A 16,976-nucleotide genomic window follows, 5' to 3' on the forward strand; every position below is an offset into this window, starting at 1 on the left:
AGCGTGCGTCCCTACAAAGGGTTACTCGTATTGTTTTGCCGCTATCACCGCTTGCGCTGGTAGACTTGCGCTGAGCGGGAGGGCAGATAGAGTCGTAGCTCGGTGCCTCCCTCAGCGGTGGCGCGGGTGTGGTGCAGGACGCTGGCATCGATACGTCCGAAGCCTCCGCAGGCCACCGCATCGCTGTCGAGGAGTAGTTCGTATTGTCCCGCTGGCACGCCCTCGATGAGGTAGTCGGTGTAGCTCTCGGTGGGGCTAAAGTTGAAGGCAAAGAGGTAGCCGTCACCTCGCATGAAAGCGATAACCTGTCGCTCCGTATGGCTATGGTAGCAGTAGTCAGAGAGCTCTGCAAAGCGGGGCGTCAAGCGGCAGAGCGAAAGCATCCCTTTGTCAAAGTGTGCGAGCTGCTTGTAGCGCAGTAAGCCATTAGCCTGTAGCGACCACTGACGACGAGCGTACTGGTAGGAGTAACCATTGCCCTCACGTGGGAAGTCGATCCACTCGGGATGACCAAACTCATTGCCCATGAAGGTGAGATAACCGCCGCACATCGTGGCGAAGGTCATCAGACGGATCATATTGCAGAGCGCTATGCCACGCATCACCCGATCGTTGTAGTCGCTCTGCTGCATATGCCAATACATATCGCTGTCAATGAGTCGGAAGATGATGGTCTTGTCTCCGACGAGTGCTTGGTCGTGGCTCTCAGCGTAGGAGATAGTTCGCTCCGAGGGACGATGATTGCGCAGCTCGTACCACATATTCTCGGGATTCCACGCTTCGTCAGGCTGCTCTTTGATCAGTTTGATCCAGTAGTCCGGCACATTCATCGCCAGGCGGTAGTCAAATCCGTAGCCTTCGGTGGCTTGGCTTTCGCACAGTCCTGGCAGTCCGCTCACTTCCTCGGCAATAGTCGTCGCCGAGGGCTTGACAGCGTGGATTAGTTCGTTGGCAAGCGTCAGATAGGTCAGCGCATCTCGGTCTACATTGCCATTGTAGTAGTCCGCATAAGTGAGGAAAGGTCGCCCCAAGCCGTGGTCTTCGTAAAGCATCGAGGTGACCCCGTCGAAGCGGAAGCCGTCGAAGCCGTACTCCGTGAGCCAGTAGTGGCAATTGGAGAGGAGGAAGTGGACCACCTCGCCACGGCCGTAGTCAAAGCAGAGCGAGTCCCACTGCGGGTGCTCGCCACGGCTCCCCTCGTGGAAGAAGAGCGTCCGTGTGCCATCGTAGCGGGCCAAGCCCTCGGCTTCGTTGCGCACGGCGTGCGAGTGGACCAAGTCCATGATGACGTACAGACCTAAGGCGTGCGCCTCATCGACTAAACGCTTGAGATCGTCGGGCGTGCCGAAGCGACTGGACGGAGCGAAGAAGTTGGAGACGTGATAGCCGTACGAACCGTAGTACGGGTGCTCCTGGACCGCCATGATCTGGAGCGTATTGTACCCTGCCGAGACGATGTAGGGCAGTCGCTCCGTGCGAAACTGCTCGTAGCTCGCCACGCCCATCTCCTCGCCACTCATCCCTATGTGGCACTCATAGATAAGCAAGGTATCGGGACGTTGAGGTGCTGGCGCCTGGACAAGGTACGGTTCTTCGGGAGCCCAGACACGAGCGCAGAAGGTGTAGTCTTGCGGGTCCTGCACGACATAATGAGCGTAGGCGGGGATGCGCTCTAGCTCCTCGTGGTCCGTACAGATAAGTAGCTTGTAGTAGTCCAGATGGTGTAGCGCTGTGGCGGGAAGCTCAAGGAGCCATTCGCCTGGTCGCTCCTCATTGACAACAAATCGATAGTTCGGATCTTTGCGCCACTGGTTAGCGTCGCAAAGCAGGTATACCGCCTGAGCCGCTGGCGCATATTCGCGCGCTGTCCAGCCATCGTCGGTGCGATGCAGCCCAAAGTAAAGGTGTCCGCACGCCCAGCTCGAGAGGCTTTGCGAGCCAACGAAGAGCTGCCGACGCGCTGCGACGTAGCTTTGCCACGCCTCTATCGTCTCGTAGTAGGGAGCAAGCCACGGATCTTGCCGAGCCCAGAGCGGGGTGCTCGGCTTCGGCTTAGCTTGGCGAGGAGAGTCTTTCTCACGTTTCATAGTTAAGACGCTTTACCAAGGTAAGAGACGGCCTCTGTAGTCGGACGATGTATCGTCGGCAACTCAATGGTCGCCTCGTCAATGTCTAGAATAAGGTAAGAGGGCAGTTGCTCTAGCAGCTCTTGCTGTGCTGGCGTGAGGGCAGCCCACGCATCGTAAGCGATGAAGGCGAAGTCGTAAGCGCTCAGGTCGACCTGCTCAGCAAAAGTCTCTCCGCTCCACGACACACGAGCCGAGAGCTCTGCCGTAGGCTTGGCGAGATGCAACGAGAGCGGCATCAGCGTGATCGGACTATCCGCACTTTGCGTCACCTGCTCGGCAACGAGTAGTAGCTTTTGGTCCTCAGGTCGCTGCATCAGCACGAGCGGATGCGCTATCGGCGTCTGACCATTGTCCACATAGATGCCGACAGAGCAAGGCGCCTCCTGAGCAAAGGTAGCGATCAGCTCCTCAAAGGAGTGCGAGCTCTGCTCTTTCTTAGCTTTGCGACGGCGACCAGTCAGCAGACCCCACCTGCGGGTCAACTTATTGCTATAGGCGACTAGGTCGCGGTCTTTCTTGTCTTGCGAAAGGTTGACACTAGCTCCGAGGAGGAGCAGGTTGCTCTGGATATGATTGGCGTGCGAAAGGACCGCCTCGGGGACCGATTCGGCAATCTCATACTTACGCTGCACAGAAAGGTCTAGCTGCTTAGCCATCTCCATCGGAGCTGCGAAGCTACTGGCGTAGTAGTGCTCCGCATCAATGGTACTAATGTCCGTATCAGTGGTTACGTGCATCAGCGTACAAGCCACCTGTGGAGCGGTACCTCCGCACAACCTATGGAAGAACTCGAGGAGCGTGACGCCCGTCTCGGCACGACCAAAGGAGATGAGCACTTGTCCCGTTGCGTGCTCCAGACTCTGTGGCGTTTTCTTCTTCTTGAGGAGCCAGTCGATCAGTTGTAGCGTCGGAGCCGTCATGATCGTCGTCACGAGCGTCATCATCACGAGGATGGTAAAGAGGACCGTCGAGAGGACTCCCAGGTCTAGTCCGATGCGTAGCACGACCAGCTCCATCAGCCCTCGGGTGTTCATATAAGCGCCTAGGTAAAGGCTTTCGCGGCGCTGTATGCCACAGCTTCGCGCAGCTAGGTAAGTACCGCCCATTTTGCCCACAACTGCCACAAGGGTAAAGATGCCGAAGAGCGCCCACAGCTCAGGTGTATTGACCAATCCCAGCTCCGTGCGCAAGCCTGAGCTCACGAAGAAGAGCGGCAGGAGGAGCAGGAGCGCCAAGTCCTCGACCTTCTCCTTGACAATCACTCGGAAGTCTAGGTTCTCCGGCATAACCAGTCCCAGCATGAAGGCACCAAAGAGCGCATGCATACTCATGATCTCGGTGAAGTAAGCACTCGCCATGAGGAGGATGAAGATGAGTCCCATGAGCGACTTGGAGAGTACCTCACGATGTCTCACACGTCGACCGAGGAGTCCGAAGAGTGGTCGCAAGATGCCAAAGATAACCGCCAAGTAAAGCGCGAGGAAGAGCATATTGTAGAGAGCGCTCGTGAAGCTCCCCCCCTGACTGACCGCCATGATGGCAGCCAGCATGAGCCATGCCACGATGTCTCCCATAGCTGCGGTCGAGAGCGCCAAGCGCCCCAGGTGACTATGCGAGAGCGAGCGCTCCTGGATGATACGAGCCAAGACGGGGAAGGCGGTGATGCTGAGCGAGATGCCCACAAAGAGGGCGAGCGACAAGAAGCTACTCCCCTCGCTCAGTAGCTCAGGGCGACTGTACAGCCCATAGGTGAGAAGGATGCCTAGGATAAATGGAAAGATAATCCCCGACTGGCTGATGACGAACGCTTGCTGCGCCTGACCCTTGAGGTCTTTCATCCGCAGCTCCATACCGATGGTAAACATAAAGAGGATCAGTCCGAACTGGCTGAGCAACTCTAGATTGCCCAAGCTGTGCACCGGAAAGAGCGTCTCCATCGCTTCTGGCCAAACGGCTCCCAGCAAGCTCGGTCCGAGCAATATACCAGCAAGGATCTCCCCAATGACCGTCGGCTGATGCAATCGTGCGAAGAGCCACCCCACGACACGTACCACGAGCAGGATGACCACCAGCTGGATCAGTAGCATCCCTATGTCTGAAGCAGCATGAGCACGGACCGAACCAACAAACGATTGCCACGGCGTGGCCTCCATCGCAGACGAGGGTGTGGTCAAGTCAAGTGCTACCACAGCCCCTTCGGACGCTTCGCCCCAGGACTCTGTCGCAGTAGCTACGGGAGCCGTGACGAGAGACTCCGAGGAGCCACTCATCGCCCCGTCAGTCGCAGCAACCCACCACAAGAGCGCCACGAAGATGAGCATTAGCCCACCGTAGAGCCACCACGCTTGCTGTCGTTGTTGTGTATTCATCGAGGATACGTCTATTTCGTTATGCAGTAAATGTAGCAATAAGACTACGCCCGCAGTCTCTTCCTACGGAACAAAGATACGAAATCACAGCAGTCCGCTGGGCGATTCCTCCGTTGAAACCGATATGATCTAGGAGAAGCCGTTTGGGGTGCCTTTGTTATTTCTTAGCGGAGAGATGTAGTTTCTTCTCCTTGGCACTGTAGTTTCATTCGGGAGAAACTCTAGTTTCCTACGGAGGAAACTACAGTTTCATGGAGAGGAAACTACAGTGCCACACGGCAGGCACTACCGAGCGCCCCTCGGGAGCGAAAGGATTTAGACCTTTACGTCTCCTTTTTCAGGGTAAGACATGGCGTTTCTTCCGTATGAAACTGTTGGCGGTTGCACTACGTCTGAGTTAATCCCTCAGATTTCGGTATCTTTGTACGACCTCTCGGCAGAGGTGGAGGTCACGACGAGGGCTTTGCCACCTTGCTAGCACGAGCAGCACAATGCAATTCATCTATACAGATACAACTCTATGACACAAGAATCATTCATTCGCCTAGATGGCAAGACCACTGCGACCGAGATCAAGAAGGAGATCGCACAGGAGGTACAGCAGATGGTCGCTGCTGGGCAGCGCCCGCCTTGTCTGGGCGCTATTATCGTGGGGCATGACGGTGCCAGTGAGACCTACATAGCGAGCAAGATCAAGGCTTGCGAGGAGGTCGGCTTCATCTCTCTGACGAAGCGCTTTGATGAGTCCATCACGCAGGAAGAGCTCATCGCTGAGATCGAGCAGCTCAATAAAGATCCCGAGGTCGATGGCTTCATCGTCCAGCTACCGCTACCGAAGCATATTGACGAGCAGGCGGTCATTCACGCTGTAGACTACCGCAAGGATGTGGATGGATTCCACCCGATCAACGTGGGACTCCTAAGTCTTGGCGAGCCTTGCCTCGTACCTGCCACGCCGAAGGGGGTTATCGAGCTCCTCAAGCACTACAACCTCAGCACGGAGGGCAAGCATGTGGTGGTCCTCGGACGTAGCAACATCGTCGGCAAGCCGATCGCTCAGCTTTTCCTCCAGAAGGGTGCGCAGGGCAATGCGACCGTAACGATCTGCCACAGCCGTACGAAAGACATTGCCTCCATTTGCCGTCAGGCTGATATCGTCGTCGCTGCGATCGGTATCCCCCTCTTTGTCAAGAAGGAGATGGTCAAGGAGGGCGCCATCGTCATCGATGTGGGCATCACACGTGTCCCCGACGCAACGAAGAAGAGTGGCTCGCGCATCGTGGGCGACGTCGACTTTGACGAGGTGGCTCCGCACTGCTCTTACATCACGCCTGTGCCTGGCGGTGTAGGTCCTATGACCATCATCACGCTGATGCGCAATACGATCCTGGCTCGCCAACTGCGCCAGAAGTAATCTCTCCCCTATGTCCCTCCTCGATCTCTGGCACGATCATCCGCGCATTGTAGAGCTTCGCCAAGCCCTACAGCAGGATCAGTGTGTAGAGCTCGAGGGGGTGACCGCTTCGGCGCCCGCCTTTATCCTCGCCACCTTGGCGCGTGAACACCCTTATCTGGTGATTGCCGAGGATGCCGACAGTGCGGGCTATATGCTGGGCGACCTAGAGGCTCTGGGGGTCAAAGCTTACTACTACCCCTCAGCCTTCAATAGACATATTAAGTATGGTCAGCGAGAGCCAGCGCAGGAGGTCTTGCGTGCCGAATTGCTCGCCTGCCTTGCTGTGGGCGATACACCGCTGATCGTCTCTTACCCCGAAGCTCTTGCCGAGGCGATACCCTCCCAGCAGGAGGTGGCGCAGAGTTGCTTCACGCTCAGCGTGGGCGATGTGATCTCTCGAGATAAGCTACGAGAGCGACTACTTGAGGAGGGCTTCGAAGAGGTGGACTACGTCTACAGTCCTGGTCAAGTGGTCTACCGAGGTAGTCTTGTGGACATCTTCTCTTACGGGAGCACCTACCCGTACCGCATTGACTTCTTTGACGATGAGATCGATAGCATACGGCGCTTTGACATCGAGAGCCAGCTCTCTGTGGATCAGTGCGAGCGGGCCGAGATAGCCCCTGCACTACAGGTCAAAGGCGATGCCTCTGGCGGAGAGACTTCGCTCCTGACGCTCCTATCCTCTGACTACCAACTCTGGATCAGTCGCTACGAGTCGCTCGCTGAGCAGTGGAAAGGGCTTTACGATGCGGAGCTAGCGGTAGAGTACGAAGGTGCTTTTGCCACACAAGAGGAGATGCGCGAGCTGTTACTCCCCCCAGACAAACTCTCGGCTGAGGTGGCGCAGCGCACGAAGATCCTAGGCACTCCGACGAAAGGGCTGTCGATCGTTGACCAGCGGATCACCTTTGCGACGAAGCCTCAGATCTTGATCCATCGCCACTTTGACCTATTGGTCGAGGAGCTGCAGGTGCGCAAGCGGGGCTTCTTCAAGAGCTTCTTCCTCTCCGAGTCGTCCGCACAGGCGCAGCGCCTCAAGGAGATACTCATCGAGCGCGAAGCCGAGGAGCTCCTCCCCGAGTGGGTGCCGCTGGTCGTTCACGAGGGCTTTGAGGACAAGGACTTGGATGTCTTACTCCTGACCGACCACCAGATCTTCGACCGCTACCACCACTACCAGCTCAAGAGCGACCGCATACGCAATGCCGATGCGGCCATCTCGCTCAAGGAGCTACACGCCATCTCGCCAGGCGACTACATCGTCCACAGCGACCACGGCGTGGGGCAGTTTGACGGGCTTCTCACCACGGAGGTAGACGGCAAGCCACGTGAGGTGGTTAAGCTGGTTTACCAAAACAAAGATGTGCTCCTCGTCAGCATCCATAGCCTGCACAAGCTCTCGAAGTATCAGGCACAAGAGGAGGGTTCGCCACAACTCAGCAAACTAGGCACGGGTGCCTGGACAAAGCTCAAGGAGCGTGCGAAGACCAAGATCAAGTCGATCGCTCGTGACCTCATTGCACTCTATGCAGCGCGCAAAGAGCAACCAGGCTTTGCCTTTTCGCCCGATAGTTACCTGCAGCACGAGATGGAGGCTTCCTTTGCTTATGAGGAGACGCCCGACCAACTGAAAGCGATCGAGCAGATCAAGGCGGACATGGAGAGTAACCGTCCGATGGATCGATTGGTCTGCGGGGACGTGGGCTTTGGCAAGACGGAGGTAGCGATACGAGCTGCCTTCAAGGCGGTGGCCGACAGCAAGCAGGTGGCGGTCTTGGTGCCGACGACGATCCTCGCTTACCAGCATTACCAGACCTTTAGCCAGAGGCTAGAGGGTTTGCCCTGCCGCATCGAATACCTCTCGAGAGCTAAGAGCGACAAGCAGACGAAAGCCATCCTAGCGGACCTAGCCGAGGGACAGGTCGACATATTGATCGGCACGCACCGACTGCTAAGCAAAGGGGTCGCCTTCAAGTCGCTCGGGTTGCTCATCATAGACGAGGAGCAGAAGTTTGGCGTCAAGGCTAAGGAGCAGCTCCGCAAGCTACAGGTCAACGTGGATACGCTCACGCTCTCGGCGACACCGATACCCCGCACCCTGCAGTTCTCCCTGATGGGTGCTCGTGACCTCTCCAATATCAATACGCCTCCGCGGAATCGTCAGCCCGTCACGACACGCCTCATTCGCTGGTCGCAAGAGACCATCGCCGACGCTATCGGTTACGAGTTGGCAAGGCACGGGCAAGTCTTCTTTGTCCACAACCGCATCGAGTCGATCCACGGCGTGGCGGGACAGATCCAGGAGTGCGTCCCAGGCATTCGCATAGCGATCGCTCACGGGCGCTTGACCCCGAGCGAGACGGAGCGGATACTCCTAGACTTTGCCGAGCGCAAGTACGATCTGCTCCTAGCTACGACGATCATCGAGAACGGCATCGACATGCCTAGTGTCAATACGATCATCATCAACTCCGCCCATCGCTATGGACTGAGCGACCTGCACCAGCTTCGTGGCCGTGTGGGGCGTGGTAGCCAGCGTGCCTACTGCTACCTGATCACCCCGCCCCTGGGCACCCTCACGGAGGCTGCTGCACGGCGTGTCAAGGCGATCGAGAGTCTCTCCGACCTAGGTAGTGGTATGCGTATCGCCTTGCAGGATCTAGACATACGAGGTGCTGGCAATATATTAGGTACCGAGCAAAGTGGCTTCATCGCTGATCTAGGCTTCGAGACTTACCGCAAAGTCTTTGAGGAAGCGGTGCGCGAGGTCAAGCAAGAGGACTTTGCAGCGCTCTTTGCCGCTCAGACGGAGCAGCAGGCGGAGCTGGGCAATGCCCTCACCGACACCACGATCGATACCGACCTCGACCTCTCCCTGCCCCACGAATACATACCGCAAGACAGCGAGCGCATCTTGCTCTACCGTGAGCTAGACGAGCTGGCGAGTGACCGCGAACTAAAAGATTTTGCCGATCGCTTGCGCGACCGCTTTGGCGCCCTGCCACCGCAGACACAGGGGCTTCTCATGGTGCCACGTCTGCGACGGTTGGCCAGCCACCTAGGCATCGTCAAGGTCTCGCTACGTCGTGAGCAGATGATCCTCTTCCTCCCGCCCAGTGGCTCGGCGTACTATCAGAGCAAAGCCTTCGACATACTACTCAAGAGCGTGGCTAGCTACGGCAAAGCGTGCGAAGTGCGCGAGACCCGTGAGGGACACCGTAGCGTCAAGTGGCATCACGTTGCCACCGTCTACCAAGCCGACAAAATCCTCTCCACACTCTACAAAGCGCTCTTCGCCCATCCCGCTTGACAGAGCCTCGCTGTCGTGACGCAATGGACGCACCCAGCGTACTACTTGTTTAGGTCGAGGGAGATACCGAGACGGAGGACGGGCGGATTGATCGGGTAGTGCGCTGCGGAGAAGCGCTCCGAGGGTGAGATAAAGAGATCGCCGAGGTTGTAGTACTCGACAAAGAAGCGAGCCCGCTTGAGCTGGAAGCTGACGAAAGCGTTCAGATGGGGGAAGTTGCCATACTTCGTCTTCGTCTGATTGACAAACTGCATGACCGCTGGCTCGTAGTAAGGGGCGTAGTATCGTGTATGCCAGCGACAGTCCACGCCGAGCATGATGCGCAGGACGCGAGCGTAGAAGAAGTCTGTGTAGAGCGATCCGTATAGGCTCAGCGTCGGCAGGGGCATCACCTCCTGACGTGTGGAGAGCTGGTAGAGAGCTTGCAGTCTCCAGGCGAGCCAGCCCCACTTGTAGTCATGTAGGAGCCGTGCCGAGAGGATCTGTATCGGGTCGGCGCATTGCTGGACGATCCCTTGCGAAGTCCAGTAGAGCTGGTTTTGCAGGGTAGCTGTCTCGACGCTCAGCGAGGTGCCTAGCTTGTCGAGCGTGAGTCGCCCTCCGAAGGCTAGTCGGCGCTCATAGCCGAAGTCCACGTCCCAGCGGTGGAAGGTGCCGTGGAAGTGCCGGATGAAGTAGTCCGGACGGCGGTTCTCAAAGTTGCCCCAGGCGCGCAACCCCACGGGGAAGCTCCAGAGACGAAACGAAGTGGCGATACCGCCCTGCGCCAGTATGGAGCCAATGTTTTCGCCTATGAGGGTGCTCTCGAGCTGCGCATCGAAGTTGAGCAAGTGCCCTGAGGTACGCGCTATACGTCCGCCTACGACTACATCCATGGTGCTGTGCCCCGGTCGCTCCCGATAGATCGAATCGGGGGTGTAGTAGTATTTGTTTTCCAGCCGCACATACGCCTCTAGACCAAACTTAACCCACGGTCTGAAGCCCTCACGAAGCGAGACAATGAAGCTATTGTCCAGCTGCCACCTGCGTGTGCTATCTTCGGGCAAGACGTAGAGCGAGTCGAGCGCACCCGAGGGACCTTTGTGCATGTAGGCGTAGTGGTTGGGGTACTGCTCCCAGGTGGCTTGGTTGCGGTTCACATATTGATGCACGCCCTGCCTAAAGCTCAAGATATGCCCCACACTGGCTATCGGCACGAAGCGCGTGGTGTCGGCATCGGTGCGACGCTCGCCAAAGATCGTCAGCGTATCGCTAGCACTGCGCGGACGATAGGAGCCGAAGTTGTAGCGCTGCGAGAGGAAGACGTGGGCATCGTCGATACCGTTCCAGACACGCTCCGCCTGACGAACGGGTATCTCGTGGCTCTCCAGCGTACGCCTGCCAGAGTTGCCCCGTGTCGGGTCGTTGACATAACCGTCCTCCATGATACCGCCATTCTCAGTAATGCGTGCGAAGTTGCCTCCGCCCGAGAGATACGCCTCGTAGCGATCCAGAGTTAGTGCGGCAAAGAGACGGTAGTCGGAGCTCTTCGTACGATTGCCTATGTAGTAGCCAGGAGAGTAGGTGTAGTTGAAGTCGGCTCCCATCGCTAGGCGCTTGCCGAGGTTGAACGCTATCGTTCCGTCAAACTGCTCTTCCCTCCTTTGCGCATCACCATTGCGCTGATAGAAGAGCTTGGAGAAAGGAGTCTTCGTCCGATAAAAGAGCCGCCTAGACTCGTCCCATACGAAGCCCGAGAGCGTCTGATCGAAGAGGAAGCGATGCTGCGGGCGCAAGCGGTTGAAGTAGTCCATGTCAATCCACGGAGACCTCAAGTTGCCGAGGTAAGCCATCACGATGGAGCGACTCTCCGCTTTCACCTGATCGTGAAAGAGCGTGCTCAGCGTGTCGGGACGCGACTCATAGAGCGCACCCGTGTAGGGATTGATCAGAAAGCTGTGGAGCGTCTCGCCACGGTAGAGGAGCTCGTGGGGATCCTTGTCAAAGGCGGGTAGCGGTATGTCGTAATCGTAGCGTGACTGCGCCTGAAGGGCTGTCGCTAGGAGGCTCCATAGGCTGAGGAGGCAGAGGGCGTATCGGACTAGCTTATTCATAGCTCAGGCGTTGTAATCAATAGTCCCCCATCAATGGGTAATACACGGTAAGGCAAGAGGGGACTCTGCGCAGGTCCTTGGACTGGCGTGCCGCCACCATAGACGATGCTAAAGCGGCTGTGACACTTCGGACAGACCGCCTCGAGCTTGTCATTGACCAGCAAAGCGTTCGTCGGATCCAGCTCCTTAGGGCAGGCAAGGTCGTAAGCGTAGTAGTAATCGGCCGTGCCACTCCCAGCGAAGCCGTGAATGACGAGGATGCCTCCGAAGCCGATGGCGGAGATCGCCGTGGAGGGCTTGGTGATGCGTAGGTAACCCCCGACGAGTATGAGCGCACGACCCTCGGCACTGGCGAAGTAGATCGGATAGTGCACTGGACGCAGGGGCGTGGCGTACTGCACCTCGCCTTGACACCCCAGCAGTAGGAGCGTCATGAGCGATAAAAGCATTGTGCGAGCACCCTTCATCCTGGTCTTCGTTCTAGCTTTGGACTATGCGTCGTAGCGTATCTGCCCCAGCATATTGGCAATGTACTGGACCGCCTCCTCTAGGCGAGGCTGTACCATGCCAGCGATAAAGGGGTTGAGCTTTGCCTCCATGGAGACGACCAAGGTGCTACCTTCGCTCTCCTGAGGGGTGAGCCGTATGGAGACCTTAGCGGGGAGCATGTCGTGCTCGATCTGATAGCGCACCTCCTCGGTGGGGATACGCTCGGAGACAACGAGCGCAAGGTCTGCCGAGAACTTCATCACCTGCGCTTGTACTTCGCAGCGGTCGCTAGTGAGCGAGGAGACCTTGACCTGCTTTTCCTCTAGTAGCTGATGTAGCTCCTCTAGATTGGTCAGGTCACTGATCTTACGGTAGATCGCCTCACAACTATAAGTAGAGGCGACGGGTTGGCTTTGTATCGTCATAGGAGTGCTCGTATAAGCTAATGTGTGGTAATGCTAGCGTCCCCACTGGCTCGGGTTCTGTCGCCACTGAGCGAGCATCTCAAGGTCGCTCTCAGAGACATAACCAGCCGAGACAGCCTGGCGAATGACTTCATTGTAATCGGTCAGGGTACGCATCTCCACGCCTGCCTTGGCGAAGAGCTCCTCAGCCTCGGCGAAGCCGTGCGTATAGACCGCCATGAGTCCCTCGACCTGTGCACCTGCTGCTTGCAGCGCCTCGACAGCCTTCATACTACTGCCACCCGTAGAGATCAGATCCTCGATGACTACGACACGCGCTCCCTCGGGTAGGTACCCCTCGATGAGGTTTTGCTTGCCATGATCCTTAGCGGAGGAGCGTACATAGACGAAGGGCAGTCCCAGCTCGTCTGCGACTAAGGCTCCCCACGAGATAGCACCCGTGGCAACGCCAGCCACCACCTCAGCCTCGGGATAGAGGTCGCTCACCTGGAGGGCAAAGGCTTGCTTGATGTAGCTACGATGCTCGGGATAGGAGAGCGTCTTGCGGTTGTCGCAGTAGATGGGGCTAAGCCAACCAGAAGCCCAGGTAAAGGGGGCGTCTGGACGAAGCTCGACAGCCTGTATAGCGAGCAAACGATGAGCTACCGACTGGGCGATAGAGAGCTTCTGAACTGAATCTTTTGAGGTCATAAGAGGATAAGTATCTTAGATATACCGCAAAGGTACGAATTTAGAGGTTAGATGTTAGAGATTAGAGGTGAGAAGTTAGAGATTAGAGGGTAGAGAGGTTGGCATTTCTAGGCGGAGGAGCCTAGTTTATCGGCAACTGTAGTGCCCCCCTACCCTAGCACCTCAACAAACAGTCGGAGCCTATCCACGTAGTGTGGGTAGACTCCGACTTTTGTTTTACAGCTCTCTCTGAGAGGAGAGCGAGTAGATGTGCTTACTTCTTCGCTGCTGCGAGCTTCTTACGTTGCTGCTTACTGCGTACTAGGTAAGCGATAGGCGATGCGACGAAGAGCGTACAGAAGATACCATAGACGATACCTATGAGTAGCGCAAAGGTAAAGCTACGCATAGAGGCTCCACCGAGTAGGAAGATGATGAAGACCACTAGGAAGGTCGAGAAGGAGGTCTGCACCGTACGAGCTAGCGTACTGTTGAGAGCCTCATTCATCACAAGCTTCTCCTCACGGTTCGGATAGTTGTGTAGCGTCTCACGGACACGGTCGAAGACGACGACCACGTCGTTGATCGAGTATCCGATGATCGCTAGTAGCGCTGCGATGAAGTTTTGATCCAGCTCCATCGTAAAGGGCATGATCTGCCAGAGGAGTATGTAGCTCGCCACGATAAGTAGCGTGGTGGTAGCCACAGAGGCGAAGGCTCCTAGCGAGAAGGCCCAGTTGCGGAAGCGGAGCAAGATGTACAGTCCCATGAAGATCAGGGAGAGAATCACCGCTATGATAGCCTGACGAGAGATGTCCTTAGACATACTCGGGCTAACGCGCTGTGAGCTGACGACATAGTTGTCGACAAACTGCTGCTGGGTGGTACCCTGTGGGAGGAACTTCTGTACGCCCTCGAAGACCTTACCGATGACGAGTAGCTCCTCGTCTTCGCTCTCCTGAGCCATGCCGATACCATAGTTGGTTGAGATACGCACCTGGTTGCCCTCCGTACCGATTGAAGTGACGAGGACATGCTCCTCAAGAGGCTTCGTGAGAGCCTCACGCACCTCAGCCGAAGAGACGGGCTGCTCGAAGGCGACGATATAGTTGCGACCTCCGGAGAACTCGATACCTCTATTGAGACCCCATACGAATGAACCGATGAGACCGAGCACTAGGATAGAGCCAAAGATGATGAAGCCCTTGTTGCGGTTCTCGAGGATCTTGAAGCTTGGGTTATTTAGCAGGTTGCGTGTGAGGAAGGTCGTATAAGTAACCTTGTCCATGCGACCCTTCTTATCAAGCGCCTCAACGACGATACGCGTCAGGAAGACGGCTGTGATAAAGGAAGCGATGACACCGATGATGAGCGTCGTAGCAAAACCACGGATAGGTCCAGTACCAAAGGCATAGAGCACACCACCCGTGATGACGGTCGTGAGGTTGGAGTCAAAGATTGCTGAGAAAGCGTTGCCATAACCGTCCTGGATAGCACGAGTCATAGACTTGCCAGCACGTAGCTCCTCCTTGATACGCTCGAAGATCAGGATGTTTGCATCCACCGCCATACCGAGCGTTAGCACAAGTCCCGCAATACCGGACAGCGTCAAGACACTGTGGAAAGAGGCTAAGACACCGAGCGTGAAGAAGCTGTTGAGGATCAGAGCGCCATCGGCGATGAGACCTGGGATGAGGCCGTAAGCGAGGCACATGTAGATCATCAGTAGGATGATAGCTATCGCAAAGGAGATGATACCAGCCTGGATAGACTCGCTACCGAGGGTAGGACCGACGACACTCTCCTGCTCGATCTCGACAGAAGCCTCCATACGTCCAGAGTTGAGGACGTTGGCAAGGTCGGTTGTCTCGTCAACAGTAAAGTGACCTGAGATCTCAGAGCGTCCGCCTGTAATCTCCGAATTGACATTAGGAGCAGAGTAGACGACACCATCGAGGACGATAGCGATGCTTCGACCAATGTTGTCACCCGTCAGGCGTGCCCACTTGCGAGCGCCCTCATCGTTCATAGTCATGGTGACGACGGGACGGTTCTGACCTAGGTCATTACGCACCTCACTACGTGCCGAGGTGACCACCTCACCACCTAGATCGGGGAGCGCATTACGGTTACCACGGATAGCGTATAGCTCGTAGATGTCCGTCTCCTTGCCCGTCTGTGGATCCTTGATAGGCGAGTTACCCCAGAGGAGCATCAGATCCTCACGGATCATCTTTTGCTTCTGAGCCTGCTCGAGCATCTCATCGATCTTGTCTAGATCAGCACGACGAGCGTAGCCAACGATGGTACCGCGATTGGTAATGTTGAGCTTGCTAAAGAGGACATTCTCCACACCTCCTGTGGCTGGTTTCTGTACAGCTGTCGAGTCAGCCTCGGTAGCAGTCGTGTCAGCAGGCGTTAGGTCTTTGCCATTCGCCATAGCGGTGAGACGATCGTTAGCATCATTGAGATCACTAGCGATTTCGTCGTAAGTATAGGTGCGCCAGAACTGGAGGTTCGCACTGCGCTGCAGTAGCTCACGAACACGCTGTGGCTCGGTGACACCAGGTAGCTCGACTAGGATACGACCCTGCCCCTCGATGCGCTGTACGTTTGGAGCGACGACACCAAAGCGGTCGATACGAGTCTTGAGGACGTTGATAGCAGCGTCGATAGCACTGCTATACTTCTCCTGAAGCTCCTTGATGACCTCCTGATCGCTCGACTTAGGCGAGATGACATCACGGAGGGGACCATTGCTAAAGATGACAGCGAGCGACCCCGAGGGCTCAAGCTCCTTGTAAGCCTCGACGAAAGTCCCGACGAAGTCATTAGCGCCCTCCTTAGCAGCTCTATCGATAGCCTCGATGAAAGCTGGCGACTGGTTATGTCCCGAGAGGTTGCGCAAGAGGTCACGACCGTTGACCTTGAGGACGACGTTCATACCGCCCTTGAGGTCTAGTCCGAGGCCTATCTGCTGGTTGCGGGCTTTCTTGAGCGTGTAGCCAAACCACACCTTCTCGTTGGCCATTGAGTCGAGATACGCTTTGCCATCCTCGCCAGCTGCGGTCATCGCCAGCGCCTTCTGATCGTAGTGCCTTACCACGGGGGTAAAGGAGATATAGAAAGCGCAGATAATCGTCAGTAGAGCGGCGAAGAGGATCACAAATCCTTTGTTCTGCATGAGTATATTTGATATATCGTTATTATTTCACGTAGTCTAGATTGCCACAAAGTTACGCTAAAATATACTACTGACAAACAGATACCTCTCCGATTACCCGAAAAAGTCCTCCCATCCGCCCCTACAGAGCCCCCAAACGTAACTATAAATGGCTTCTCTCAGACCACTACACTCGTAGCAGTCTCAACTAGAGCTATAACCTCTGAGGCTAAAGGGTAGATAGACTTATCTTTTCCAATTGCAGGACAACCCGCTCACTCGCTCTCGCTTTATTCAGTCCATCCTGACTTTGGATGTTCATCAGCACATAGGCGGGTATATCTAGCGCAGCCTCTATCAGGACAGCCATCTCTGGCGTCAAGGCTCGCTTTCCTTTGATTACATTATTCAAGATAGAGCGCTGTATTCCCGTAATATCCGACAGCTCACTCTGCTTCATATCACGTGCCTCCAGCTCATCGCGGATTACCTCTCCCACTTGAGTAGACTCAAAGGGGACGGCTTGATTCAAACTAAACTTAGCCATAGTGATGTGATATTTCAATTAGACATATTTCTGTGATAACTACACTGCCCTCCTGAGGGTAGCTCTTAAAGATCAGACGCCAAGTGTCATTACACCGAACTGACTCTTGCCCCTTACGATCTCCTACCAACCGCTCGTAGCGCAAGCCATTGAACCGAAAGAGATCTTCGATCCGATTTACTGCTTTCATTATATCCACCGCCTTCTTGAACCCTTTGATCGCTTGTACTGGGACTTTCTTATACCGCTTGTCGGCGGTCTTACCTCTCAAATACAGCTCTATCAAAGCTTCATCATCAGTCGTTACATTCATAGATGTATGC

At 55.9% G+C, this 16,976-nt stretch carries 11 protein-coding genes; 2 read left to right on the plus strand and 9 right to left on the minus strand.

Annotated features, from left to right (window positions below):
• Positions 1–44 precede the first annotated feature (44 nt).
• Together PORUE0001_RS02745 and PORUE0001_RS02750 are read right to left on the minus strand one after the other, a co-directional pair.
• Positions 45–2,087 carry an alpha amylase C-terminal domain-containing protein gene (locus tag PORUE0001_RS02745; protein WP_007364965.1) on the minus strand — a complete coding sequence of 681 codons (2,043 nt, stop codon included), beginning with the start codon at positions 2,085–2,087 and terminating at the stop codon, positions 45–47.
• Positions 2,088–2,089: 2 nt separating this feature from the next.
• The gene (locus PORUE0001_RS02750) at positions 2,090–4,498 is read right to left on the minus strand and encodes a cation:proton antiporter (RefSeq protein WP_007364948.1); all 2,409 of its coding nucleotides are present in this window, start codon (positions 4,496–4,498) and stop codon (positions 2,090–2,092) included.
• 520 nt (positions 4,499–5,018) lie between these two features.
• Here PORUE0001_RS02750 and folD point away from each other — a divergent pair.
• Both folD and mfd read left to right on the plus strand, forming a co-directional pair.
• On the plus strand, positions 5,019–5,912 hold the full coding sequence (gene folD / locus PORUE0001_RS02755) for a bifunctional methylenetetrahydrofolate dehydrogenase/methenyltetrahydrofolate cyclohydrolase FolD (RefSeq protein ID WP_007364955.1): 894 nt from the start codon (positions 5,019–5,021) through the stop codon (positions 5,910–5,912).
• 10 nt (positions 5,913–5,922) lie between these two features.
• Positions 5,923–9,267 carry a transcription-repair coupling factor gene (gene mfd, locus PORUE0001_RS02760; protein WP_007364979.1) on the plus strand — a complete coding sequence of 1,115 codons (3,345 nt, stop codon included), beginning with the start codon at positions 5,923–5,925 and terminating at the stop codon, positions 9,265–9,267.
• 41 nt (positions 9,268–9,308) lie between these two features.
• On the opposite strand, the gene PORUE0001_RS02765 is transcribed toward mfd, so the two are convergent.
• From PORUE0001_RS02765 to PORUE0001_RS02795, 7 genes are all read right to left on the minus strand, one after another.
• On the minus strand, positions 9,309–11,360 hold the full coding sequence (locus PORUE0001_RS02765; protein ID WP_007364953.1) for a putative porin: 2,052 nt from the start codon (positions 11,358–11,360) through the stop codon (positions 9,309–9,311).
• The gene (locus tag PORUE0001_RS02770) at positions 11,357–11,809 is read right to left on the minus strand and encodes a hypothetical protein (RefSeq protein WP_232501402.1); all 453 of its coding nucleotides are present in this window, start codon (positions 11,807–11,809) and stop codon (positions 11,357–11,359) included. The genes PORUE0001_RS02765 and PORUE0001_RS02770 overlap by 4 nt, the downstream gene beginning before the upstream one ends.
• A gap of 42 nt (positions 11,810–11,851) precedes the next feature.
• Positions 11,852–12,274 (minus strand): hypothetical protein, encoded by a 423-nt coding sequence (locus tag PORUE0001_RS02775; protein WP_007364968.1) that lies wholly within the window; start codon positions 12,272–12,274, stop codon positions 11,852–11,854.
• A 33-nt stretch (positions 12,275–12,307) separates the two neighbouring features.
• Complete coding sequence (gene pyrE, locus PORUE0001_RS02780; protein WP_007364977.1) at positions 12,308–12,964, minus strand: orotate phosphoribosyltransferase; 657 nt, start codon at positions 12,962–12,964, stop codon at positions 12,308–12,310.
• A gap of 253 nt (positions 12,965–13,217) precedes the next feature.
• The gene (secDF, locus tag PORUE0001_RS02785) at positions 13,218–16,127 is read right to left on the minus strand and encodes a protein translocase subunit SecDF (RefSeq protein WP_039865415.1); all 2,910 of its coding nucleotides are present in this window, start codon (positions 16,125–16,127) and stop codon (positions 13,218–13,220) included.
• Between the two features lie 208 nt (positions 16,128–16,335).
• Entirely contained in the window at positions 16,336–16,653 is a 318-nt protein-coding gene (locus PORUE0001_RS02790) for a transcriptional regulator (RefSeq protein ID WP_007364985.1), read from the minus strand.
• Positions 16,646–16,966 carry a type II toxin-antitoxin system RelE/ParE family toxin gene (locus PORUE0001_RS02795; RefSeq protein WP_007364970.1) on the minus strand — a complete coding sequence of 107 codons (321 nt, stop codon included), beginning with the start codon at positions 16,964–16,966 and terminating at the stop codon, positions 16,646–16,648. Before PORUE0001_RS02795 ends, PORUE0001_RS02790 begins: the two co-directional genes overlap by 8 nt.
• Positions 16,967–16,976 lie beyond the last annotated feature (10 nt).

This window comes from Porphyromonas uenonis 60-3 (genome assembly GCF_000174775.1).
In the GTDB taxonomy this organism is placed as follows: domain Bacteria; phylum Bacteroidota; class Bacteroidia; order Bacteroidales; family Porphyromonadaceae; genus Porphyromonas; species Porphyromonas uenonis_A.